A 23,024-nucleotide genomic window follows, 5' to 3' on the forward strand; every position below is an offset into this window, starting at 1 on the left:
GAACGCCAGTCGTTCCGTACTAGCGTTGAACCATGACTGACGAGATCGCCTCGATCGACCCGGCCAATCTCAGAGTGTCCAACGCCGAGCGCGAGCGGGCGGGCTCGCTGCTCCAGGACGCGCTGGACCAGGGCATGATCACCATCGACGAGTTCGGCGAGCGCAGCGCGATCGCCGCGTCGGCCAAGGTGCGCGGGGAGCTGACCGCGATCCTGGCCGACCTGCCCGCCGCCGTGCAGAACGGCACCGTGGCCCTGACCTCGCGGGCGGCGGTCGACACCGAGCGTCCGCTGGAGCTCAACGCGGGCATGGGCAACGTGAACCAGGTCGGCGAGTGGACCGTGCCGGCCCGGATCAACGCCCGCTGCTCGATGGGCAACGTGAAGATCGACTTCAGCGAGGCGATCTGCCGGCACCGCGACGTGTGGCTGCACGCCGAGTGCGGCTGGGGCAACATCAAGGTGCTGGTGCCGCACGGCTGGACCGTGGTGGTGGAGTCGGTGTCCGTGGGCAGCGGCCGGCTGACCAACAAGATCACCTCGCCCGGTGACCCGCACCTGCCGGTGCTGCACGTCGAGGGCAGCGTGAGCGCGGGCGACATCAAGATCCGTTACGCGGACTGAGATATTCGCTCGTCCCGTTCGCTACCGTCGTCACATGCGGGCCTATTACGAGCGGGACGAAGAAGACGGGCGGCTCGGCCAGGGGGTCGGGCTGCTGGAGCTGGTGCGCACCAAGGAACTTGTGCGGCGCCATCTACCGCCCGCACCGGCGTCCATTGTGGACGTCGGTGATGGCACCGGGGTGCACGCGCGCTGGCTGGCCGAGCTCGGTTACGACGTCGACCTGGTCGACCCCGTGCCGCTGCACGTCGGCCGCGCGGCGGAAATCCCCGGCGTGACGGCGGTTCTCGGCGACGCGCGCAAGCTGGACGCGGCCGACGAGTCGTACGACTCGTCCTCATGTGCGGGCCGCTGTACCACCTGCTGACCGTCGAGGACCGGCTGGCGGCCTGGCGCGAGGCGCGGCGGGTTCTCAAGCCCGGTGGGCACGTCGCCGCCGCGACCATCTCCCGCTTCTCCTCGTTCCACGACGGCCTGTACCGAGATCTGTTCCGGTATCAGGAGTTCCGGGACATCGTGACGTCCACTGTGGTCGACGGGCACCACCGTCCGCCCGAGGACCGGCCGTTCAACTGGTTCACCCACACGTACTTCCACCGCCCGGAGGAGTCCGTCCAGGAGGCGGCGGACGCGGGATTCCTTGCGCCACAGGTGTTCGCCATCGAAGGCAGCGCGCGGGCGCTGTCCGACGACGAGGTGGAGGCCCGGCTGGCCGACCCCGAGCGCCGCGAGCGGCTGCTGTGGGCGCTGCGGCTGGCCGAGACCGAACCCAGCGTGCTCGGCGTCTCCTCGCACCTGCTCACCGTGGCGCGCAAGGGTCAGCCGGCCTGACAGCTCCGGGCGTAGGCGCTGGTCAGCTTGAGCGTCGCCGGCAGCGACGGGCGGGCCGGCCACACCTGCACCAGGTAGGAGTCGACCGGTTCGCCGTCGTGCTCGTCGGCCGTGTCCAGGTCGTGCCCGGCGTCCATTCCCCTTGCGTGGTAACGCAATCGGTGGTTGCCGGGGCCGGCCGGCAGCGCGCCCAGCGGGTGGCTGTCCTCGCCGGCCCACTCCACCAGGTGCAACTCGTCCTCGGTCGGCGCGAAGTCGATCTCCACCACGTCCTCGTAGTCGAGCAGGTTCGCGCCGGGATCGGCCGCGGCGACGTCCACCCGCATGCCGACGTGGCCGGTGTGCAGGCCGGTGAGCAGGATCGCCTCGCCGCCGTACACACCGACGATGCCGACCGGGTTCGCGGTGAAGCAGCGGTCCCAGTCGGGGCCGCCGTGGGGGTCTCCGCTGAGATAGAGCTGGCCGTCGTGAATCCAGACGTGACCGTCGAACGCCATCACCGCATGATCCTAATGGGTGACGTCGTATGGTGGGCCTATGACCGAGCACGATGATCGACAGGCCCGGTTCGACCGGGGGATGGCACTGCTCAACGAGGTCAGCGGGGGCATCGGGCCGGCGGTCGTGGAGTCGCTCGCCGACGTCTCGCCCGAACTCGCGCACCAGACGGTGGCCTGGGGTTTCGGCGAGATCTACTCCCGGCCGCAGCTGCCGCCGCGGGACCGGCAGCTCGTGACCATCGGCATGCTGACCGCGCTCGGCGGCTGCGAGCCGCAGCTGCGGGTGCACGTCAACACCTCGCTCAACGTCGGGCTCACGCCGGCCGAGATCGTCGAGGCGATGCTCCAGGCCGCCGGCTACTGCGGTTTTCCCCGTGCCCTGAATGCGACCGCCGTGGCCAAGGAGGTCTTCGCCGAGCGCGGCCTGCTGCCCGTGACCTGAGTCAGTTCGCGATCGACACCGTGGCCCGGACCGTGGCGTCGTCGGCGAGGCTGCGCAGGATGCTGTCGGCGACGTTCGCGCGGGAGATCCGGCTGCCGCCGCGGACGTTGCGGCCCAGCTGGCTGCGGTAGGCGCCGGTGAGCGGGCCGTTCGTCAGCATCGGCGGTCGGATGATCGTCCAGTCCAGGCCGCTGGCCGTCACCACGTCCTCCATGTGCCGCATGTCGGTCCAGCCGTGCACGAGGATGCGCCGCAGGATCGGCTTGACCAGGGTCTTCGTCAGCGGGCCGTCGCCGTCGGTGACCATGCCGCTGTTGCTCACCACGATCAGCCGGCGGACGCCCGTCGCGCGCATCGCCTCGACGATGCTGGCTGTGCTGTCCGTCTGCACGGTCGTCGGCCGGCGGGCGTCGCGTGATCCGATCGCCGTCACCACCGCGTGCCGGCCGTCGATGAACGGCGCGATCGCCGCCGGGTCCATCACATCCCCCTTGGCCACGTCCTTCGCCTCGAGCGCGGCCGGGTCGCGCACCACCGCCGTGACCTCGTGACCGGCCTTGGTCGCCTGGTCCAGGAACTGCCGCCCGGTGCCGCCGGTCGCGCCGAACAGGGTGATCAGCATCATTCGCCTTCCCTCGGTTGGTGAGTACTCACCAACCGCTATAGTTGGTGAGCACTTACTCACCTGTCAAGCGTTGGAGGCTCGGTGAGCACTCGGGACCGGATGGTCGACGCCGCGGCCGAGGTCATGCGCGCCCGCGGGCTTGCGCATGCCACCACCAAGGAGATCGCCCGAGCCGCCGGCTTCTCGGAAGCCGCCCTGTACAAGCACTTCCGGGACAAGACCGAGCTGTTCCTGGCCGTGCTCGCCGAGCGCACCCCCGGCGAGCTCACCGTCCTGCTCGCCGGCCTCCGCTCCCGGGCCGGCACCGACACCGTCCGTCAGCACCTCACCGACATCGCCCGCGCCGCGCTGGCCTTCTACGGCCACACCTTCCCCATGGCTGCGTCTTTGTTCGCCGAGCCTTCCCTCTTCGCCGCCCACCGCGCCGCCCTCCGCGCCCAGGACGCCGGCCCCCACCGCGTACGCGACGCCGTTGCCGATTACCTTGCCGCCGAACAGAACCTCGGCCGCGTCCCGGCCTCCGCCAACGTCCGCGCCGCCTCCGCCCTACTCATCGGCGCCTGCTTCCAACAGGCCTTTCTCGGCCACTTCGTGGAGGACATCGAGGACGCCGACTCCTTCGCCGAGTCGTTGGCAGACACCGTGATCGCCGGAATCGGCTGATCAGAACTGGTAGTACAGGAACGGGCTGAAGGTGCCTGACGCCAGGAGGATGGCGGCGTAGGGGAGGCCGAGGATCATCACGGCGGCGCGGAGGGCGACGGCGGGGCGGGTGCGGGCGGACTCGAGGAAGCGGCCGGTGGCGTGGCGCGCGGGCATGAGCACGATGAGCAGGGCCAGCAGGAGCACGAGGGTGCGCTGGTTGCTGAGGGTGGGGCCGACGACGTCGCCGAGGCCGGCGAAGTCGGGGACGATCATGTGCCCGAGCATGACGAAGGCCTTGCCGAGGTCGGGGGCGCGGAAGAAGACCCAGCCGACGACGACGAGCAGCATGGTGCCGATGCGGCGCAGGAGGCGGTGGATGGGGACCTCGGGGGAGGCCCGGAGGCCGAAGCCGCGTTCGACGACGAGCAGCGCCCCGTGGAAGAGGCCCCACACCAGGAAGGTCCAGTTGGCCCCGTGCCAGAAGCCGGTGAGCACGAAGACGACGGCCAGATTCCGGTACGTCTTGGCCTCGCCGTGCTTGTTGCCGCCCAACGGGATGTACACGTAGTCCCGGAACCAGCGCGACAGGGACATGTGCCACCGCCGCCAGAACTCGGTGATGGTGACCGACGAGTACGGCCGGGCGAAGTTCTCGGGCAGCCGGAAACCGAGCATGCGTCCGAGACCGATCGCCATGTCCGAATAGCCGGAGAAGTCGAAGTACAGCTGGAGCGTGTACGCGATCGCCCCGAGCCAGGCGATGCCGGACGTCATCTGCGGCGACGCGGTGTCGAAGCAGGCGGCGACGACCGGCCCGAGTTGGTCGGCGACGATGACCTTCTTGGTCAGCCCCAGGGCGAACCGGGGAAAGCCGGCGGCGAAGTCGTCGAGCCGGTGGTACCGCTTCTGCGGCAGCTGGTCGGCGATCTCCCGGTACCGCACGATCGGCCCGGCCACCAGCTGCGGGAACATCGCGATGTACGCGATGAAGGCCACCGGGTTGCGGGCGGCCTTGCGCTCCCCGCGGTGGATGTCGACCAGATACGAGATGTGGTGGAACGTGTAGAACGAGATGCCGATGGGCAGCGCGATCTGCGCCACCTGAACCCCGCCGCCGAACAGGCTCGCGAGGGCATTGGCCTGCTCGGTGAGGAATCCGGCGTACTTCCAGATCACCAGCGCGGCCAGGTTCACGGCGATCGCCCCGGCCAGCACGACGCGGCGGTCACCGGCGCTCAGCCGGCTGCGGTCGGCCTCGAGCAGCATGCCGACCATGTAGTTCAGGGCCATGCTGCCCAGCAGCAACAGCGTCGTCGGCCCGGCCCCCGCGGCGTAGAACACCAGGCTGGCCACGGCGACCACGCCGTTGCGCCAACCACGTGGCGTCGCGAGCACGGCCAGCAGCACGACCGGCACGAAGTACCACAGGAACAGCGGGCTGACGAAGTTCATCCTCGGCCTCGGGTCAGGGACGGACGGTCGACCCTAACCCAAGACCGAGCGGCCGATTGGCCGAACGTTCAGATCCGACCGGCCACCCGTCGACGGCGTGCCACTTCGGCCAGCACGACCCCGGCGGCGACGGAGGCGTTGAGCGATTCGACGCCCGCGGCCATCGGGATGGACACGGTCTGGTCGCACGTTTCCCGCACCAGCCGGGACAGCCCGCGACCCTCCGAGCCGACGACCACGACCAGCGGCCCGGTCGCCAGCTCCAGCTCGTCCACGGAGATCGTCGCGTCGGCGTCCAGGCCGATCACCATCAGCCCCTCCGACGCCCAGTCCTTGAGCGTCCGGGTGAGGTTGGTGGCGACGGCGATCGGCATCCGTGCGGCGGTGCCGGCGCTGGTCCGCCACGCCACGGCGGTCATACCGGCGCTGCGGCGCTGCGGCAGCAGCACGCCCTGCGCGCCGAACGCGGCGGCGGAGCGCACGACGGCGCCGAGGTTGCGCGGGTCGGTCACGCCGTCCAACGCGACCAGCAGCGGCGGCTCGCCGCTGTCCCGCGCCTGCTTGAGCAGCTCGTCGGGGTGCGAGTACGAGTACGGCGGCACCTGGAGCCCGAGCCCCTGGTGCATGGCCCCGGCGGTGATCCGGTCCAGCTCGCCCCGGGCCACCTCCAGCACGGAGATGCCCCGGTTGCCGGCGAGCTTGATCGACTCGGCGACGCGTTCGTCGGCGTCGATGCCGATCGCCACGTACAGCGCGGTGGCCGGCACGCCGGCCCGCAGACACTCGACGACCGGGTTGCGCCCGGCCACCGTCTCGGCGCTGTTGGCCGACCGCTTGGACCGCTTCTGCTGGTCCTCCTTGCGCGCGGCGGCGGCGTTGGCCTTGCGCTGCGCCGGATGCCCGGTGCGGTCCGACGCCTTCGGCGTCGGACCCTTGCCCTCCAGGCCCTTCGACCGCTGGCCACCCGAGCCGACGACGGCGCCCTTCTTGGTGCCGGTCTTGCGCATGGCGCCACGCCGCTGGGAGTTACCCGCCATCAGTCAGTTCCTCACAAGCTCCACTTAGGACCGCCGGGGGTGTCCTCGACGGTGATGCCGGCCTTGGAAAGCCGGTCGCGCAACAGGTCCGCGGTCGCGAAGTCGCGCTCGGCCCGGGCCCGCTGCCGTTCCTCCAGCAGGTGGCCGATCAGCACGTCCAGCGCCTGCTGCATGCCGTTGTCCGCAGTGGACGATCGGGACCACTTGTCGGACAACGGGTCCAGCCCCAGCACGCCCATCATGGCGCGCACCGAGCCGGCCGCCCCGCGGGCCGCCTCCTGGTCGCCGGCGTCCAGCGCGACGTTGCCCTCGCGCACGGCGGTGTGCACGGCGGCCAGCGCGGCCGGCGTGGCCAGGTCGTCGTCCATCGCGGCGGTGAAGTCGGCGCACAGCACGCCGGGCTCCACCGAGCCGGTCTGCTGGACGACGCGCTGCACGAAGTTCTCGATCCGCCCGTACGCCGACACGGCCTCGTCCAGCGCCGCGTCCGAGTACTCGATGGTCGACCGGTAGTGCGGGCCCACCAGGTAGTACCGCAGCTCGACGGCCCGGGCCTTGCCCAGCATGGCCGGGATGGACATGACGTTGCCGAGCGACTTGGACATCTTCTCGCCGCTCATGGTCACCCAGGCCCAGTGCATCCAGTACCGGGAGAACGGGTCGCCGGCCGCCCGGGACTGGGCCTGCTCGTTCTCGTGGTGCGGGAACACCAGGTCCAGCCCGCCGCCGTGGATGTCGAACTCCGCGCCCAGGTAGTACGTGGACATGGCGGAGCACTCCAGATGCCAGCCGGGCCGGCCGGCGCCCCACGGCGTCGGCCAGGACGGTTCGCCGGGCTTGGCGCCCTTCCACAGCGTGAAGTCGCGCGGGTCCCGCTTGCCGCCGAGCACCGGGCCCTCGCCCTGCTTCACCTCGTCCAGCCGCTGCCCGGACAGCGCGCCGTACTCGGGGAAGGACTCGACCGAGAAGTACACGTCGCCGTCGGCGGCGTAGGCCTTGCCGGCGTCGATCAGCCGCCGCATCAGCTCGACCATCTGCGTGATGTGCCCGGTGGCCCGCGGCGAGATGGAGGCCGGCAGGCAGCCCAGCACGTCGTAGGCGTCGAGGAACGCGCGCTCGTTCGTGGCCGCCCACTCCCACCAGGGGCGACCGGCCTCGGCGGCCTTGGTGAGCACCTTGTCGTCGATGTCGGTGACGTTGCGCACGTGCAGCACGGTGGTGCCGTCGTGCTCGAGCCAGCGCCGGAGAACGTCGAAGTTGACCGCGCCACGGATGTGTCCCAGATGCGGCGCGCCCTGCACTGTGGCCCCACACTCGTAGATCGACACGGTGCCACTGCGCGCAGGCTGGAAGGCCCGCAGACTACGGGTCGCGGTGTCGTGGAGGTGAAGGCTCACACGCAAATGGTACGCACCCCCGCATGGCCATTACATTCGCCCAGGTCACGCTGCGTGAGAAGGGGCGCCGGCCAACCGGCCGGCGCCCCTTCCGCGGACGGTCAGGTCAGCTGTCCGTCCTCCTCCTGCGTGTCAGCAGCACGAGCCCGCCGCCGAGGACCAGCAGCAGCCCGGCCAGCGCCACCAGCGGGGCGCTGTCGGCGCCGGTGTAGGCCAGCTGCGCCGGCTGGGCGCCGGTCGGCGTGGCCGGGACGACCGGAGCCGCTTGCGGCTGCGGGACCACACCGCAGTCCATCGACATGTCCTGCCGGTGCCCGGACCCGAGCGTGGTGCTCGGCGTGCAGGCCGACGCCGGCGCGGCCGCCGAGTCGGTGCCGTTGTGGTTGGCGGCGTTCTGCTTGGTGACCCGGTACTTCCCGGTGACCGCGAAGCACACCGTGTACGTGCCGTCCGGCAGGTTGTCGAACAGGTACTTGCCGTTGCCGTCGGTCGTGGTGGTGTACGACGTGCCCTTCAGCGTCACGGTCACACCCTTGATGCCGGGTTCACCGACGTCCTGGATGCCGTTGCCGTTGGTGTCGGACCACACGAAGTCGCCGATCCGGTTGGCCGGCGCGACGATGCCGGCGTCCAGGGTCAGGTCCTTGCGGTGCCCGACGCCGAGCGTGGTCGACTTCGTGCAGCCGCTCGCCGGGTCCGCCGCCGAGTCGGTGCCGTCATGGTTGGCGGCGTTCTGCCTGGTCACCAGGTATTCGGTGTACTGCGCCGGCAGCTTGGCCACGTCGAAGCAGACCGTGTACGTGCCGTCGGGCAGGTTGTCGAACAGGTACTTGCCGGCGGCATCGGTGGTCGTGGCGTAGGAGGTGCCCTTCAACGTCACGGTCACGCCCTGCACACCGGGCTCACCGGCGTCCTGGACGCCGTTGCGGTTGCCGTCGACCCACACGAAGTCGCCCAGCTGGTTCGGCGGCGCGGAGATGCCGGCGTCCAGCGTGAGGTCCTGCCGGTGCCCGACCCCCAGGGTGGTGGTCGTGGTGCAGCCGGTGGTGTCCGCGGCGGAGTCGGTTCCGTTGTGGTTGGCGGCGTTCTGCTTCGTCAGCGCGTAGTCGCCGTACTGCTGGGGGAGCTTCGACAGGTCGAAGCAGACGCTGTACGTGCCGTCGGGCAGGTTGTCGAAGGCGTACTTGCCTCCTGCGTCGGTCACGGTGCTGCCGGGGGTGGTTCCCTTCAGCGTCACCGGCACGTTCGGCACGCCGGGTTCACCGGCGTCCTGGATGCCGTTGTGGTTGCTGTCGACCCACACGAAGTCACCGAGCTTGTTGTTCGGCGCGGCGATGCCGGCGTCCAGCCTCAGATCCGAGCGGTGTCCGACGCCGACCGTGGCGTCCGGCGTGCAACCGTTGGTGCCGACCGCCGAGTCGGTTCCGTTGTGGTTGGCCGCGTTCTGCGTCGTGAAGGCGTAGTCCCCGTACTGCTGCGGGAGCTTCGACAGGTCCACGCACACCTTGTAGGTGCCGTCCGGCAGGTTGTCGAACAGGTACTTGCCGTTGGCGTCCGTGGTGGTGGAGGCGGTCTGCGTGCCGGTCAGGTTGACCGTCACGCCCTCCAGGCCGGGTTCACCGGTGTCCTGGATGCCGTTGTGGTTGCTGTCGACCCAGACGTAGTCGCCGACCTGGTTGGGCGGACTCATGATGCCCGCGTCCAGGGTCATGTCCGCACGGTGCCCGGCACCCAGCGTCGTGGTCATCGTGCAGCCGGTGGTGTCCGCGGCGGAGTCGGTTCCGTTGTGGTTGGCGGCATTCCGCTTGGTCACCTGGTAGTCGCCGTACTGCTGCGGCAACTTCGAGACGTCGAAGCAGACGCTGTACGTGCCGTCGGGCAGGTTGTCGAAGAGGTACTTGCCGCTGGCGTTGGTGGTGGTCGTCGCCGACTGCGGGCCCTTCAACGTCACCGTGATGCCCTGGACACCGGGTTCACCGGCATCCTGAACACCGTTCTTGTTGCTGTCGACCCAGAAGTAGTCGCCGAGGCGGTTCACCGGCGGCTGGATGCCGGCGTCCTGGGTCATGTCCGCCCGCTTGTCCGAGCCGAGCGTCGTCGGCGCGGTGCATGCGGTGCCGGGGTCGGCCGCGGAGTCGGTGCCGTTGTGGCTGGCGGCGTTCTGCTTGGTCAGCTGGTAGTCGCTGTACGCCTGCGGCAGCTTCGACAGGTCGAAGCAGACGGTGTAGGTGCCGTCGTTGAGGTTGTCCACCAGGTACTTGCCGTTGGCGTCGGTGGTCGCGGTGCCGACGACCTTGCCGGTGTTGTCCTTCACCGACACCGGAACGCCCTGCACGCCCGGCTCGCCGCTGTTCTGGATGCCGTCCTTGTTGAGGTCGACCCAGACGAAGTCACCGATCTTGTTCGGCGGGCTGACGATGCCGGCGTCCAGCGTCAGGTCCTCGCGCTTGGTCGGGCCCAGAGTCGTCGGCGCGGCGCACTTGGTCGACGGGTCGGCCGCCGAGTCCGTGCCGTTGTGGTTGGCGGCGTTGGCCTTGGTGAAGCTGTCCCCGCCGTACTGCGCCGGCGCCGTGCTCAGGTCGAAGCACGCCGTGTACGTGCCGTCCGGCAGGCTGTCGAACAGGTAGTGGCCGTCCACATCGGTGGTCGTCGTGGACGAGGTGCCATTCAGCGTGACGGTGACGCCCGGAACGCCCGGCTCGCCGCTGTCCTGGATGCCGTTCTTGTTGGTGTCCAGCCAGACGAAGTCGCCGAGCTTGTTGGTCGGCGGCACCAGGCCGGCGTCCAGGGTCAGGTCCTGGCGCTTGCCGGTGCCCAGCGTCGTGGTGTTGGTGCACTTCGTCGACGGGTCGGCGGCTGAGTCGGTGCCGTTGTGACCGGCGGCGTTGGCCTGGGTCAGCTGGTAGCTGGCGTACTGCCCGGCGGCGCTCGTGTCGAAGCAGACCTGGTAGGTGCCGTCGGCGAGGTTGTCGAACAGGTACTTGCCGCCGGCATCGGTCTTCGTGGTGCCCAGCGTCGTGCCCTGGTCGTTCTTCAGCGTCGCGGTGACGCCCAGGACACCGGGTTCGCCGCTGTCCTGGATGCCGTTCTTGTCGGTGTCGATCCAGACGTAGTCGCCGAGCTGGTTGGGCGGCCCGGTGATGCCGGCGTCGAGCGTGAGGTCCTCGCGCTTGCTGGCGCCCAGCGTGGTCGTCGCGGTGCAGCCGGTGGCGTCCGCCGCGGAGTCGGTGCCGTTGTGGCCGGCGGCGTTCTGCTTGGTCGGCTTGTAGTCGGCGTACTGGGCCGGCAGCTTGGAGAAGTCGAAGCAGACGCTGTACGTGCCGTCCGGCAGGCCGTCGAACAGGTACTTGCCGCTCGCGTCGGTGGTGCCGGTGCCGGTCTTCGTGCCCTTCAACGTCACGGGGATGCCCTGCAGACCCGGCTCGCCGGAGTCCTGGATGCCGTTGTGGTTGGTGTCCACCCAGACGTAGTCGCCGAGCTTGTTCGTCACCGGCGGGGTCGGCGTGGAGACCTTGATCGTCGCTGTCGCCGTCTGGTTCGGCAGGTTGCCGCCGGGGGAAGTCACGCCGGAGACGGTCGCGGTGTTGACGTGCCCGTCATCGGCCGCCGCCACGTTGGTGTGCGAGCAGGTCAGCGCCTTGTTGGCGCCGGCGGCCAGCGTGAACGGGCTGCCGGCGGGCTGCGTCGTGCACCACGGGTCGTTCACCGTGATGCCGGTCAGCTGCTGGGTGCCCTCGTTGGTCACGGTGATGCGGTAGTTGGCGGTGCCGCCGGCCGGGATCGTGGCGGTCGGCCCCCACGCGCCGGTGGTCGGGTCCTGCACCTCCTTCTTCACGCTGTACGCCGCGAGCTGGAGGAACACGCAGTCCCACTTCACCCAGTTGTAGTTGGTGCTGGCGAAGAACTTCACCGAGGCGGTGCCGGCGGGCGCGGTGTACGGCGCGAAGTCCTGCCGTCCGACCTTGCCGTCGGTGTTGACGTCGTGGGTGACCTTCAGCTGGGTCTGCGCCAGCTGGGTGCCGCCGGAATCGTAGAACCGCAGGCCGGTGTACTGGTCGTTGCCGCTCTGGGCCAGGTTCGACGCGTGCGTGCCGGTCCAGTCGGTGAGCGTGTAGATGCCGCCCGGGAACACCTTGGGCACGCTCTCGTACGCGGTGCTGACCTTGCCGTCCGGCGTGGAGATCAGCGCGTAGAGCTTGCCGTCCTGGGGGTAGGTGCCGTCCGTGTACAGCTTGGGCTGCTTGCTGTTCGGCGTGCCCGAGGGCACGGGCGAGGCCGGCGTGAAGGTGTAGCCGGTGGGGGCGCCACCGCTGCCCGTCTGCTCGACGCTCGGATTGGGCGCGATGCCGCCCACGCAGCCGGCCGGCACGGTCGGCCCGGCGGCCGTCGCCGACGGTGCGAGCACGGCGCCGCTGGCCACCAGTGCTATCGACGTGAAAACGGCCAGTATCGACGTTGATTTGGCGCGTGACCTGCTCACCTGACGGCACCTCGGTTCCGCTCGCAGGAGAATTCCTCGCGACCGTATTCGCCGGTGATCGTCGACGGTATCCCTGGAAGGGGGAAATCGTTTACACGCAGGTGGAAGGCCGGGTCGGTTCCGCAGGGAAAGGCCTTTTTCCACGCCGTGGCGGCGCCCGTTTGTCACCCGCGCGAGTTAGTCGCGCGCGCTATCGAACAGGCGTTTCCGGTAGTCGACGGCCCGTTCGGATTAGTCCCCGAAAGAGTGAGTTTGGGCGATGCCGTAAGCGGACAGCGCCGCCAGCAGGGCGTCCGGGCGCTGCGCGGTGGGCAGCGGGTCGACGATCGCCACCGAGCAGCCCAGCGCCGCGGCGCCGCCGTCGGCCTCCTCGCTGTCGCCGACCATCAGCGCGTTGGCCGGCTCCAGGCCGAGCCGCGCGCAGGCGGCGGCGAAGATCTCCGGCTCCGGCTTGACGTGACCCTCCACATAGGACATAACGACGACATCGACCAGGTCCACGATGCCGTGCCTGGCCAGCACCGGGCGGATGTCCCAGCCGATGTTGCTCACCACGGCGCTGCGCAGACCGGCGGCGCGCACGGCCCGAAGGGCCGGCAGCACGTCGGGGTACGGCACCCAGTTCTCGGCGTCCAGCATCCGTCGGTAGACGGTCTCCGCGGCCCCGCCGGGCAGCCCGGCCGCGTGCAGCGCGGCGGTGTAGACGGTGTGGTGCACGGTGGTGTCGAGGTCGCGGCGGTGCCACGCCTCGTGCAGCTCCTCGGGCAGGCCCTCGGAGATGCCGACGGGGGCGGTGAGCCGGCGCATGAGCTCCACCTGGTCGGTGATCTCCAGGGGCGCGCCCGCGTCGTCCATCAGGCCGTCCAGCACGCCGGAGCCGAACTCCAGGCGGCACAGCGTGCCGGAGAAGTCGAACAGGACACCTTGGATGTCAGCCACACCGCCAACGTAGTTGGTCTGGACCGCCGCGCCCAAGCGAACGTGACGCGGTCGCGGCGGTCCACAGTGGACTGATTACTCAGGCCGCGTAGCCGGTCACCTTCTGCGGCGTGAGTCGGATCACCACACGCACGGTGCTCTCCGGCTCCATCGGGTAGTCCTCGCCGCGGTACTTGTGCGACAGCGAGTTGATCAGCTCACGGCCGCCCTCCGGCGTCATCGTCGCCGAGCCGCGCACCTCGATGTAGCTGTACGGCTGCTGCTGGTCGAAGATCGTGACGCTGATCCGCGGGTCCCGGCGCAGGTTGCGCTCCTTCTGTCGGCCGACGACCGTCGAGAAGAGCAGGTCGTCGCCGTCGCGGGCGACCCACACGACCGAGGTCTGCGGGCTGCCGTCGGGGTTCAGGGTCGCGATGGACGCGAAGTTGGCGCCGTCGATGAGGGCGCGGGACGCATCGTTCAGGGAAACCGACATGTGCAGACCCTAGTTCGTTGCTGGCACAACCAGCGCGGTGGCGACCGCCGCGATGCCCTCGCCGCGGCCGGTGAGGCCCAGCCCGTCCGTGGTCGTCCCGGACACCGAGACGGGGCCGCCGATCGCGTCGGACAGCACGCGCTGCGCCTCCTCCCGGCGCTTGCCGATCTTCGGCCGGTTGCCGATCACCTGCACCGCCGCGTTGCCCACGCTGAAGCCGGCGTCGTCGAGCCGACGGCGCACCTCCGTCAGCAGGGTGACGCCGCTCGCGCCGGCCCAGCGCGGGTCGCCGGTGCCGAACACCGCGCCGAGATCGCCCAGACCGGCCGCCGACAGCAGCGCGTCGCACAGCGCGTGCGCGGCGACGTCGCCGTCGGAGTGGCCCTCGCAGCCGTCGACGTCCGGCCAGAGCAGCCCGGCCAGCCAGCAGTCGCGGCCGGCCTCGACGGGGTGCACGTCGGTGCCGACGCCCACGCGGGGGAGGAAGGTCACAGGCCCCCCCTCGCTGGCGCTCGGCGGGTCTGCGACCCAGGTCCCTGTGTTGAACGGTGCCCTCGCAAGCTCGGTCACAGTCCCCCCTCGCTGGCGCTCGGCGGGTCTGCGACCCAGGTCCCGGTGTTGAATGGTGCCCTCGCAAGCTCGGTCACAGCTGCGCTCCTGAGAACAGCGCCTCGGCGATCACCAGATCGAACGGGGTGGTGATCTTCAGGGCGTGCGGGTGGCCGGCGACGGTGGCGACGGGCTCGCCCAGCCGCTCGACCAGACCGGCGTCGTCGGTCACCGGGGCATCTTGCTGATCATGGGCCCGGCGCAGCAAGTCGATGTCGAAGCCCTGCGGGGTCTGCACGACGCGCAGCCGGGACCGATCGGGGGTGGCGACCACGTGCCCCGCGGAATCGACCTCTTTGACCGTGTCCGCGACGGGCAGCACGGGAATCACGGCGGGCGCGCCGGCTCGAACCGCTTCGACGACGGCGCGAATCACCTCGGGCGGGGTGAAGCAGCGGGCGGCGTCGTGCACGAGGACGACACGGGTGTCGGGGTGGGTCGAGACCGCCTCGTCGAGCGCGAGACGGACGGAGTCGGAGCGTTCCTCACCGCCGGGCACGACACGGACGGTGGGACCGAACTCACGCAGCGCGTCGACGACCACGTCCACCATGTCCGGCGGGGCCGCGACGACGACCTGGTCGACACAGCCGGCGGCGAGCAGGCCGCGCACGGCATGGACCAGAAGGGGAGCCCCGCAGACGGGGACCAGCGCCTTCGGGATGGGGGCGCCGAGGCGTACTCCCCGGCCGGCCGCGGGCACGAGCGCCACGACGCGCGCGTCCGCGGCCACCGGAGTCGTCAACGAAATTCAGGATGCGGTAGCGAGGACCTCGTCCAGCAGGACCTCGGCCTTGTCTTCGTCAGTGCCTTCGGCCAGTGCGAGCTCACTGACCAGTATCTGCCGTGCCTTGGCCAACATGCGCTTCTCGCCGGCGGACAGCCCGCGGTCCTTCTCGCGTCGCCACAGATCACGCACCACTTCGGCCACCTTGTTCACGTCGCCGGAGGCGAGCTTCTCGAGGTTGGCCTTGTACCGCCGGGACCAGTTGGTCGGCTCCTCCGTGTGGGGAGCACGCAAGACCTCGAAGACCCGGTTGAGCCCGTCCTGGCCCACGACGTCCCGCACGCCGACGATCTCGGCGTTGTCAGCGGGGACGCGGACCGTCAGGTCGCCCTGGGCGACCTTCAGGACGAGGTACTTCTTCTCCTCGCCCTTGATCAGACGGGTCTCGATCGCTTCGATGAGAGCGGCACCGTGGTGCGGGTAGACGACGGTCTCTCCGACCTTGAAAACCATGTGTCCTCTGCCCCTTTCGCTGACCCCAGCTTAACACGTCCGGCAACTCTCGCGCCTCGGGCCGAAGATCCGTTACCGCAGGTCAGCGGCCGCACGGGGGGTTGACAAACCCCGATTCGGCGTGCTGACACCCCCCTGTCGATCCACAGTGGACAACGCGAAGTGGCACCGTGTGCGCGGGCCGTCGGGGGCAGTGGTTAGGCTTCGGGCGCAGTGTCGGTCTTGAGGTGCGCCAAGGAAGGATCCCGCCACAGTGAGCAGCGGTGAGCAGAACCTGATCACGCGACTGCGCTTGCTTCCCGCCGTGTTGGGGATCGGCGCCGCCCTTGTCGTGTCCGGCTGCAGTGCGGGCCAGGTCACCCAGACCGACACGCAGGTGCCGGCCATCAACGGGGCGTCCGGCACGGTCGGCCAGATCGCGGTGCGTAACGTGCAGCTCGCGTTCCCTGCCGGCAAGCAGTACTACAGCCGGGGCGACAGCGCGCCGCTGGTCGTGACGATCGTCAACACCGGCAGCAAGTCCGACAGGCTGGCCGGGGTCACCAGCCCGCAGTTCGGCTCCGGCGCGCAGATCGTCGGCGACGCCACCATCCCGTCGCAGCACGCCATCGCCGCGTCCGCGAACAAGCTCATCCCGCTGACCACCACCGCGACGACGACGGCGACGTCCACCACCGGCACGTCGACCTCGGGCAGCGCGTCGAGCTCCACCTCCGTGAGCTCCTCCAGCTCCTCGTCGAGCAGCAGCTCCGCGACGTCCACCTCGGTCACGGCGACCACCACGCCGAGCGCGGACCTGCCGGTCGGCAGCATCCAGATCGTGCTGGTCGGCCTGACCCTGGACAAGCTCCAGCCGGGTCAGACCGTGTCGGTCACCTTCACGTTCGCCGGCGCCGGCGACCTGACGCTGAGCGTGCCGATCGCGGCCGACACCGCTCCCCGCGACAACAACTGAGTCGTTCCCAGGTGGCCATGCGAGGCCGCACCGGATCAGAGCGGCCGAGCCCCGCGCGACACGCGCGGCGAAAAAACTGTCAGACCCTCTCGATAGCGTTCCGTCCGTGGTGAAGAACACGAAGCCGGCGAAGTCCAGCTACCGGTGCGCGGAGTGCGGCTTCGAGGTGGCCAAGTGGGTCGGTCGCTGCCCGGAGTGCCAGGCCTGGGGCACCGTCGAGGAGCGCGCGCCGGCCCGCGCAGGGCTGGCCCGGATCGCCGCCGGCGCGCCGAGCTCGCCGGCCCGGCGGATCTCCGAGGTGGACGTCGAGGAGACCAAGGTCCGACCGACCGGCGTCTCGGAGCTGGACCGGGTGCTCGGCGGCGGCATCGTGCCGGGCGCGGTGGTGCTGCTGGCCGGCGAGCCTGGCGTGGGCAAGTCGACCCTGCTGCTGGAGGTCGCGCACCGCTGGGCGGAGAAGGGCGACTCCGGCCCGGTGCTGTACGTCACCGGCGAGGAGTCGGCGGGCCAGGTGCGGCTGCGGGCCGAGCGCACCGGCAACCTGCACCCGGAGATCTTCCTGGCGGCCGAGAGCGACCTGTCCGCGGTGCTCAGCCACGTCGAGGAGGTCAAGCCGGGCCTGATGATCGCCGACTCGGTGCAGACCATCCAGTCCGCCGAGGACAGCGGCACGGCCGGCGGCGTGACGCAGGTGCGCGCGGTGGCGTCGGCGCTGATCGCGCTGGCCAAGGAGAACGCGCTGCCGGTGGTGCTGGTGGGCCACGTCACCAAGGAGGGCTCGATCGCCGGCCCGCGGGTGCTGGAGCACCTGGTGGACGTGGTGCTCCAGTTCGAGGGCGACCGGCACAGCACGTTGCGCCTGGTCAGGGGCGTGAAGAACCGCTACGGACCGGCCGACGAGGTCGGCTGCTTCGAGCTGCGCGACGACGGCATCGCGGGCGTGCCCGATCCGTCCGGGCTGTTCCTGAACCGCAAGGACGTCGGCGTCCCGGGGACGGCCGTCACGGTCGTGATGGAGGGCAAGCGGCCGCTGCTGGCGGAGGTGCAGGCGCTGGTGTCCAAGACCGGCCTGCCGGCCCCGCGCCGCGCGGTCAGCGATCTGGACTCGGCCCGGCTGGCGATGATCCTGGCGGTCCTGGAGCGGCGCGGCCGGGTGCGGCTGACCGACCAGGACGTGTTCGCGGCGGCCGTCGGCGGCATGCGCATCACCGAGCCCGCGGCCGACCTCGCCATCGCGTTGGCGGTCGCCTCGGCCACCGTCGACGCGGCGCTGCCGGCGGACGTCGTGGCGGTCGGCGAGGTGGGCTTGGCGGGCGAGATCCGACGGGTCACCGGGGTCGGCCGGCGGCTGGCCGAGGCGGCGCGGCTGGGCTTCACCCGGGCGCTGGTGCCGCCGGATTCCGGTCCGCTGCCGCCGGAGGTGCGGGCGCTGGTGGTCAGCGACATGGGCCAGGCGCTCCAGGTGCTCTACGACGTGGCCAAGAAGTGACCACTCGTGCCGAGTTCGGGCTGGTGGTGAGGCGCGCGGCGGACGGCGGCGGCCCCGGCTGAGAGACTGCCGGCATGTCGCAATCCCCGTTGGTGCATTCCCTCGGCCCGGCCACCCGCGCGTACGAGCAGCCGACCGGTGGCTGGTTCCTGAACAACGCCGGCTGGGTGACCGGCGGCGAGCGCACACTCGTCGTCGACACCCTGGCCACAGAGGCGCGTACGGCCCGGTTCCTCGACGCCGTGCGCACGGACACGGGGCACGACGGGGACCGCCTCGTCGCGGCGATCACCCACTGGCACGGCGACCACGCCCACGGGGCCATCCAGATCGCCCGCGCCGGCGGCCGGCTGCTGGCCACCGGGCACAGCGCAGACATGATCGCCGCCGGGCCGCACCTGTTCGAGCAGGTCTTCGACTTCCACGGCTGGGGCGACGTCACGCCGCCCGCCATCGACCAGCTGGTCGCCGAGCCGAGCTCCGTCGAGCTGGGCGGCGTCAGCGCAGACGTGCTGCCGGTGCCGTGGATCGCGCACACCGCCGGCGACCTCGTCGTGCACGTGCCGTCCGACGGCGTGCTGTTCACCGGCGACCTGGTGTTCGTCGGCGTGGTGCCGCTGGTGATGGCCGGCACCGCCGCCGGCTGGGTCCAGGCCCTCGACTGGCTGACCACCCTGGAGCACCGGCACCTGGTGCCCGGCCACGGCCCGATGCAGGCCGCCGGTTCCACCGCGATCCCCGACCTGCGGGCGTACCTGAGCTGGCTGCTCGACGTCACCGCCGTCGAGGCGCCGGACTTCGCCGCCCTGGAGGCCGAGGCCCGGCAGCGGTGGTCGACGTGGTCGGAGGGGGAGCGGCACGCCGTGAACCTGATCAAGACTCACGCCGACCAGCACGGGCTGGACGCCGACATCGTCACCATGGCGATGGCCATGCTCAAGCCGTTCGGCGGCCCCATCAAGCTCGACATCTGACCTGTCCACAGTTGTCCCCACTTGTGCACAACCACTGTGCACAACCCTGTGGACAACTCGGGTGCGGAGACGACGGAAGGGGCGTTGCCGGTGGCAACACCCCTTCCGTTCGATCACGGAGAGTGTCGGTTTCCGTGTCACCCGATCGTGGACACGGCCTTTTAGCTACGTACTGTCACTGGTGCGTCGAGAGCAGCTGTGCACAGCGGATCAGGCCCAGGTGTGAATAAGCCTGGGGATGATTGCCCAGCGACCGCTCGGCGATGGGGTCGTACTCCTCGGGCAGCAGCCCCGTCGGCCCGGCGCAGTCGACGAGCTGCGCGAACAGCTCCTCGGCCTCGGTGCGCCGTCCCGACAGCAGGTACGCCTCGATCATCCACGCCGCGCAGAGGTGGAAACCACCCTCGTCGCCCGGCAGGCCGTCGTCCCGGTGGTAGCGGTAGACGGTGGAGCCGGAGCGCAGCTCGGCCTCGATCGCGGTGACCGTCGACTGGAAGCGCTCGTCGGTCGGGTCGATCAGGCCGGTCAGGCCCACGTGCAGCGACGCGGCGTCCAAGTCGGTGCCGTCGTAGGCGGTCGTGAAGGCGCCGACCTCCTCGTTCCAGCCGTTCTTTAGCACGTCGGTGGCGATCGCGTCGCGCAGCGCCGGCCAGGACGGGTCCAGCTCGCGGCCGTAGCCTTCGGCCAGCTTGACCGCCCGGTCGATGGTCATCCAGCACATGACCTTCGAGTAGACGTTGTGCCGCGGCGCGTGCCGCTCCTCCCAGATGCCGTGGTCGGGCTCGTGCCAGCGGCGCGAGACGGCCTCGGCCATGGCCTGCACCATGCGCCAGTCGTCGTCGGTGAGCTTCCCCCGCGCCTCGGTGAGCTTGGCGACGAGGTCCACCACCGGCCCGAACACGTCCAGCTGCACCTGCTGGTTGGCCAGGTTGCCGACGCGCACCGGCCGCGAGCCGGCGTAGCCCGGCAGCGTGTCGATGACGGCCTCCGGGCCGAGCGTGGTGCCGTGCAACGTGTACAGCGGGTGCAGCCGCTCCGGGCCGGGCAGCGTGGCCAGCACGCGGTGCACCCAGCCCAGGTACGCCTCGGCCTCGCTGGTGGAGCCCAGCGACACCAGGGCCTGCGCGGTCAGCGCCGCGTCACGCAGCCAGCAGTAGCGGTAGTCCCAGTTGCGGACACCGCCGATCTCCTCCGGCAGCGACGTGGTCGCCGCGGCCATGATCGAGCCGGACTCGGAGTGCACCAGCCCGCGCAGGGTCAGCGCGGACCGCAGCACCAGCTCCTTCTCCACCGGCGGCAGCGTGAGCGTCTCCACCCACTCCGACCAGTAGCGGCCGCTGCGAGCCCGCCGCTCCGCCTCGCTGACCGGGTTCGGCGACAGGTCGTCGGTCCCGCAGCGCAGCTCCAGCACGACCGGGGCGTCGGGGCCGGGCGAGACGATGGCGGTCGCCGTCTCGTGCATGCCGTCCGAGCTGATCGTCCAGGTAACGCCGGGTGACCGCAGCACGATCGGGTCCCCGGTGCCGACCACGCGCAGGCCGTCCTCCTCGGCGACCAGCGCGACCGGCACCTGCCCGAACTCCGGGCGCGGCGCGAACTCGATCTTCGCGGTGGTCGCGCCCGAGATGACCCGCACCAGGTCGGTGCGGTGCGGGGCGCTGTAGTGGTCCAGGTAGTCCGTGACCAGCAGCCGCGACCAGCGCGTCTCCACGGTCATGGTGTTGGGCAGGTAGCGCTGGCCCAGGGGCAGGCCGTTGCGCTCCGGCTTGATCGAGAACACCCCGGCGGTGGGGCCGCCGAGCAGGTCGGCGAACACCGCCGCCGAGTCCGGCTCGGGATGGCACAGCCAGGTGATCTTGGCGTCCGGCGTCACCAGCGCCACCGAGCGCTCGTTGGCCAGCATGGACAGCCGCTCGATCGGCGGCGCCTGCTCGCCGTACAGCCAGGTCCGGCGCTCCTCCAGGAGGAACGCCAGCACGGTGGCCACCTCGACCGTGTCGGCGATCTTGTAGCCGGCCAGGGTGTCGCCGTCGCCGACGTGGATACCCAGGTCGGGGCCGGTCAGCCGGGCGAACGCCTTCTCGTCGGTGACGTCGTCGCCGAGGAAGATCGCCGCGGTCGCGCCGACCTGGTGACGCAGCACGTCCAGGGCGTGGCCCTTGTCGGTCTGCACGACGGCGAGCTCGATCACCGCCTTGCCCTCGGTGACCTGCACGCCGTCCCAGGTGGCCGGCCCGGAGCGCACGGCGGCCAGCACCCGCTCGCCGGTCTCGGCGTCGGCGGCGCGGCGCACGTGCACCGCGATGCTGGCCGGCTTTGTCTCCAGGTGCACGCCCTCGGCGTCGGCGACCAGGGCCTCCAGGGCGTCCTCGATGCGCCGGTGCAGCGCCTTGGCGTCGGCGTCCAGGGCATGCACGAAGCCCACGTCGAACTCGGAGCCGTGGCTGCCGACCAGGTGCACCTCGCCCGGCAGCCGCGACAGTGTCGCAAGGTCGCGCAGGGCGCGACCACTGATCACCGCCGCGGTGGTCTCGTGGAGTCCGGCCAGCGAACGCAGCGCACCGACCGACTCGGTGGACGGCCGCGCTTGTTCGGGGTCGGACACGATCGGGGCGAGCGTTCCGTCGTAGTCGCACGCGACGAGCAGCCGCGGCGTTCGTGCCAGCTGCACGAGCGCGCGACGGAGCTCCGCGGGGAGGGCCTCGGCGGTCACGCGCCTCCTCCTCAGGCTTTCGGGGGATTTTCGGGGTATTCAGGTGTGGGCCACACTGGTACTGAATTGAATCAGTTCGGCGCCGCGGTGCCGAGAGCCTCGAGGAACGACCGCGCCCAGCGGTCGACGTCATGGGTCAGGACCTGACGGCGCAGTGCGCGCATCCTACGGCGGCCCTCGGCCGGATCCACGGTGAGGGCGGCATAGAGCGAGTTCTTCACCCCGTCCAGGTCGTGCGGGTTGACGAGGAACGCGCTGGTGAGCTCCGAGGCCGCGCCGGCGAACTCGCTGAGGACCAGTGCCCCGCCGAGGTCGTATCGGCAGGCCACGTACTCCTTGCAGACCAAATTCATACCATCTCGGACAGGCGTCACGATCATCACGTCCGCCGCACTCATGAACGCACACAGTTCCCGCCTGTCCACTGATTGGTGGAGATAGTGCACGGCCGGGTGGCCAACCCGGGAGAACTCGCCATTGATTCGCCCCACGACCTGCTCGATCTCGCCGCGCATCTGTTTGTAGTGCTCGACGCGTTCCCGGCTGGGCGTGGCCAGCTGCACCATCACCGTGTCCTCGGCGGTGATGCGCTCCTCGGCCAGCAGCTCGTGCAGGGCGTGCAGCCGCACGTCGATGCCCTTGGTGTAGTCGAGCCGGTCGACCCCGAGCATGATCCGCTTGGGGTTGCCCAGCTCCTCGCGGATCTGCTTGGCCCGGGCCTGGGTCTCCCGGCTGCGGGCGATCGCGTCCAGGCCGGCGGCGTCGATGGAGATCGGGAACGCTCCCACCCGCACCGTGCGGTCACCCACCTGGACGACACCCGGACGGGTGCGCACGCCGACCGCGCCGCGGCTGGGCTCCAGGCCCACCAGCCGGCGGGCCAGCCACAGGAAGTTCTGCGCGCCGCCGGGCCGGTGGAAGCCGACCAGGTCGGCGCCGAGCAGACCGCGGATGATCTCGGTCCGCCACGGCAGCTGCATGAACAGCTCGACCGGTGGGAACGGGATGTGCAGGAAGAAGCCGATCCGCAGGTCGGGGCGCTGCTCACGGAGCAGCTGCGGCACCAGCTGGAGCTGGTAGTCCTGCACCCACACCGTCGCGCCCTTGGCGGCGATCGACGCGCAGGCGTCGGCGAACCGCCGGTTGACCTTGACGTAGCTCTCCCACCAGGCCCGGTCGAACACCGGCGGCGCGACCACGTCGTGGTAGAGCGGCCACAGGGTGCCGTTGGAGAAGCCCTCGTAGTAGTCACGGACCTCGGCCGCGGACAGGCCCACCGGGTGCAGCCGCAGGCCCTCCTCCTCGAAGGCCTCCACCTCGGCGTCGGCCACGCCGGGCCAGCCGACCCAGGCGCCGCTGCGCGAGCGCAGGAACGGCTCGAGGGCGGTGACCAGGCCACCCGGGCTGTGTTTCCACCGCTGGGTGCCGTCCTCCATGCGTTCCAGATCGACCGGAAGCCGGTTGGCGACGACGATGAAATCCGAGCCGTTGGTGCTCAACGGGGTGACGCCTCCTCGACAGGTGCTCGTGGCGCTGCGCCTCCCGAGGCTAACCAGCTTCGGTTGCAGGCGCGTCCTGCCGACGGGGCTACCCCCGAG

Annotated in this window: 21 protein-coding genes; 8 read left to right on the forward strand and 13 right to left on the reverse strand. The window is 70.6% G+C overall.

Features of this window, described 5'->3' with window-relative positions; all coding sequences use genetic code 11:
• The first annotated feature begins 32 nt into the window (after nucleotides 1-32).
• From BCF44_RS14640 to BCF44_RS14650, 3 genes are read left to right on the forward strand one after another with little or no spacing between them, the layout of a single operon-like run.
• Nucleotides 33-623 carry a DUF1707 SHOCT-like domain-containing protein gene (locus BCF44_RS14640; protein ID WP_116174768.1) on the forward strand — a complete coding sequence of 197 codons (591 nt, stop codon included), beginning with the start codon at nucleotides 33-35 and terminating at the stop codon, nucleotides 621-623.
• Between the two features lie 34 nt (nucleotides 624-657).
• A complete protein-coding gene (locus tag BCF44_RS14645; protein ID WP_116174769.1) occupies nucleotides 658-990 on the forward strand; it encodes a class I SAM-dependent methyltransferase in 333 nt (110 codons plus the stop codon).
• A complete protein-coding gene (locus tag BCF44_RS14650; protein ID WP_116174770.1) occupies nucleotides 963-1,454 on the forward strand; it encodes a class I SAM-dependent methyltransferase in 492 nt (163 codons plus the stop codon). Before BCF44_RS14645 ends, BCF44_RS14650 begins: the two co-directional genes overlap by 28 nt.
• Here the strand turns inward: BCF44_RS14650 and BCF44_RS14655 are convergent.
• Nucleotides 1,442-1,951: a hypothetical protein gene (locus BCF44_RS14655; protein WP_116174771.1), complete on the reverse strand. Its 510-nt coding sequence runs from the start codon at nucleotides 1,949-1,951 to the stop codon at nucleotides 1,442-1,444. The genes BCF44_RS14650 and BCF44_RS14655 overlap by 13 nt on opposite strands.
• Nucleotides 1,952-1,991: 40 nt before the next feature.
• Between BCF44_RS14655 and BCF44_RS14660 the strand changes: the two genes are divergently transcribed.
• Nucleotides 1,992-2,396, forward strand: a complete 405-nt coding sequence (locus tag BCF44_RS14660; RefSeq protein ID WP_116174772.1) for a carboxymuconolactone decarboxylase family protein — start codon at nucleotides 1,992-1,994, stop codon at nucleotides 2,394-2,396.
• Between the two features lies 1 nt (nucleotide 2,397).
• On the opposite strand, the gene BCF44_RS14665 is transcribed toward BCF44_RS14660, so the two are convergent.
• On the reverse strand, nucleotides 2,398-3,021 hold the full coding sequence (locus BCF44_RS14665; RefSeq protein WP_342775597.1) for an NAD(P)-dependent oxidoreductase: 624 nt from the start codon (nucleotides 3,019-3,021) through the stop codon (nucleotides 2,398-2,400).
• A gap of 81 nt (nucleotides 3,022-3,102) precedes the next feature.
• On the opposite strand from BCF44_RS14665, the gene BCF44_RS14670 reads away from it, so the two are divergent.
• On the forward strand, nucleotides 3,103-3,684 hold the full coding sequence (locus BCF44_RS14670; protein ID WP_116174773.1) for a TetR/AcrR family transcriptional regulator: 582 nt from the start codon (nucleotides 3,103-3,105) through the stop codon (nucleotides 3,682-3,684).
• On the opposite strand, the gene BCF44_RS14675 is transcribed toward BCF44_RS14670, so the two are convergent.
• The 9 genes from BCF44_RS14675 to BCF44_RS14715 form a co-directional block, all read right to left on the reverse strand.
• The gene (locus tag BCF44_RS14675) at nucleotides 3,685-5,118 is read right to left on the reverse strand and encodes an MBOAT family O-acyltransferase (protein ID WP_116174774.1); all 1,434 of its coding nucleotides are present in this window, start codon (nucleotides 5,116-5,118) and stop codon (nucleotides 3,685-3,687) included.
• A gap of 68 nt (nucleotides 5,119-5,186) precedes the next feature.
• A complete protein-coding gene (gene rlmB / locus BCF44_RS14680; protein WP_116174775.1) occupies nucleotides 5,187-6,155 on the reverse strand; it encodes a 23S rRNA (guanosine(2251)-2'-O)-methyltransferase RlmB in 969 nt (322 codons plus the stop codon).
• Nucleotides 6,156-6,166: 11 nt separating this feature from the next.
• Nucleotides 6,167-7,552, reverse strand: coding sequence for a cysteine--tRNA ligase (gene cysS, locus BCF44_RS14685; protein ID WP_116174776.1), 1,386 nt, complete (start codon nucleotides 7,550-7,552; stop codon nucleotides 6,167-6,169).
• 106 nt (nucleotides 7,553-7,658) lie between these two features.
• A complete protein-coding gene (locus BCF44_RS14690; protein ID WP_116174777.1) occupies nucleotides 7,659-12,032 on the reverse strand; it encodes an SdrD B-like domain-containing protein in 4,374 nt (1,457 codons plus the stop codon).
• A gap of 231 nt (nucleotides 12,033-12,263) precedes the next feature.
• Nucleotides 12,264-12,971 (reverse strand): HAD family hydrolase, encoded by a 708-nt coding sequence (locus BCF44_RS14695; protein ID WP_246015041.1) that lies wholly within the window; start codon nucleotides 12,969-12,971, stop codon nucleotides 12,264-12,266.
• Nucleotides 12,972-13,050: 79 nt separating this feature from the next.
• Complete coding sequence (locus tag BCF44_RS14700) at nucleotides 13,051-13,446, reverse strand: PPOX class F420-dependent oxidoreductase (protein ID WP_116174778.1); 396 nt, start codon at nucleotides 13,444-13,446, stop codon at nucleotides 13,051-13,053.
• Between the two features lie 9 nt (nucleotides 13,447-13,455).
• Complete coding sequence (gene ispF, locus BCF44_RS14705) at nucleotides 13,456-13,938, reverse strand: 2-C-methyl-D-erythritol 2,4-cyclodiphosphate synthase (protein ID WP_116174779.1); 483 nt, start codon at nucleotides 13,936-13,938, stop codon at nucleotides 13,456-13,458.
• Between the two features lie 151 nt (nucleotides 13,939-14,089).
• Nucleotides 14,090-14,800, reverse strand: coding sequence for a 2-C-methyl-D-erythritol 4-phosphate cytidylyltransferase (ispD, locus tag BCF44_RS14710; RefSeq protein ID WP_246015043.1), 711 nt, complete (start codon nucleotides 14,798-14,800; stop codon nucleotides 14,090-14,092).
• 6 nt (nucleotides 14,801-14,806) lie between these two features.
• Nucleotides 14,807-15,295, reverse strand: coding sequence for a CarD family transcriptional regulator (locus tag BCF44_RS14715; protein ID WP_043719844.1), 489 nt, complete (start codon nucleotides 15,293-15,295; stop codon nucleotides 14,807-14,809).
• 253 nt (nucleotides 15,296-15,548) lie between these two features.
• Between BCF44_RS14715 and BCF44_RS14720 the strand changes: the two genes are divergently transcribed.
• The 3 genes from BCF44_RS14720 to BCF44_RS14730 all read left to right on the forward strand — a co-directional run bounded on the left by BCF44_RS14720 (nucleotide 15,549) and on the right by BCF44_RS14730 (nucleotide 18,713).
• Entirely contained in the window at nucleotides 15,549-16,250 is a 702-nt protein-coding gene (locus tag BCF44_RS14720; RefSeq protein WP_116174780.1) for a hypothetical protein, read from the forward strand.
• A gap of 106 nt (nucleotides 16,251-16,356) precedes the next feature.
• Nucleotides 16,357-17,739 (forward strand): DNA repair protein RadA, encoded by a 1,383-nt coding sequence (radA, locus tag BCF44_RS14725; protein WP_246015046.1) that lies wholly within the window; start codon nucleotides 16,357-16,359, stop codon nucleotides 17,737-17,739.
• 74 nt (nucleotides 17,740-17,813) lie between these two features.
• Entirely contained in the window at nucleotides 17,814-18,713 is a 900-nt protein-coding gene (locus BCF44_RS14730) for an MBL fold metallo-hydrolase (RefSeq protein WP_116174782.1), read from the forward strand.
• A 175-nt stretch (nucleotides 18,714-18,888) separates the two neighbouring features.
• Here the strand turns inward: BCF44_RS14730 and otsB are convergent, their stop codons facing one another.
• Entirely contained in the window at nucleotides 18,889-21,426 is a 2,538-nt protein-coding gene (gene otsB / locus BCF44_RS14735; RefSeq protein ID WP_116174783.1) for a trehalose-phosphatase, read from the reverse strand.
• A 71-nt stretch (nucleotides 21,427-21,497) separates the two neighbouring features.
• Nucleotides 21,498-22,925 carry an alpha,alpha-trehalose-phosphate synthase (UDP-forming) gene (locus BCF44_RS14740; protein ID WP_246015048.1) on the reverse strand — a complete coding sequence of 476 codons (1,428 nt, stop codon included), beginning with the start codon at nucleotides 22,923-22,925 and terminating at the stop codon, nucleotides 21,498-21,500.
• Between the last annotated feature and the right edge of the window lie 99 nt (nucleotides 22,926-23,024).

Source organism: Kutzneria buriramensis (assembly GCF_003387475.1).
Lineage (GTDB): Bacteria > Actinomycetota > Actinomycetes > Mycobacteriales > Pseudonocardiaceae > Kutzneria > Kutzneria buriramensis.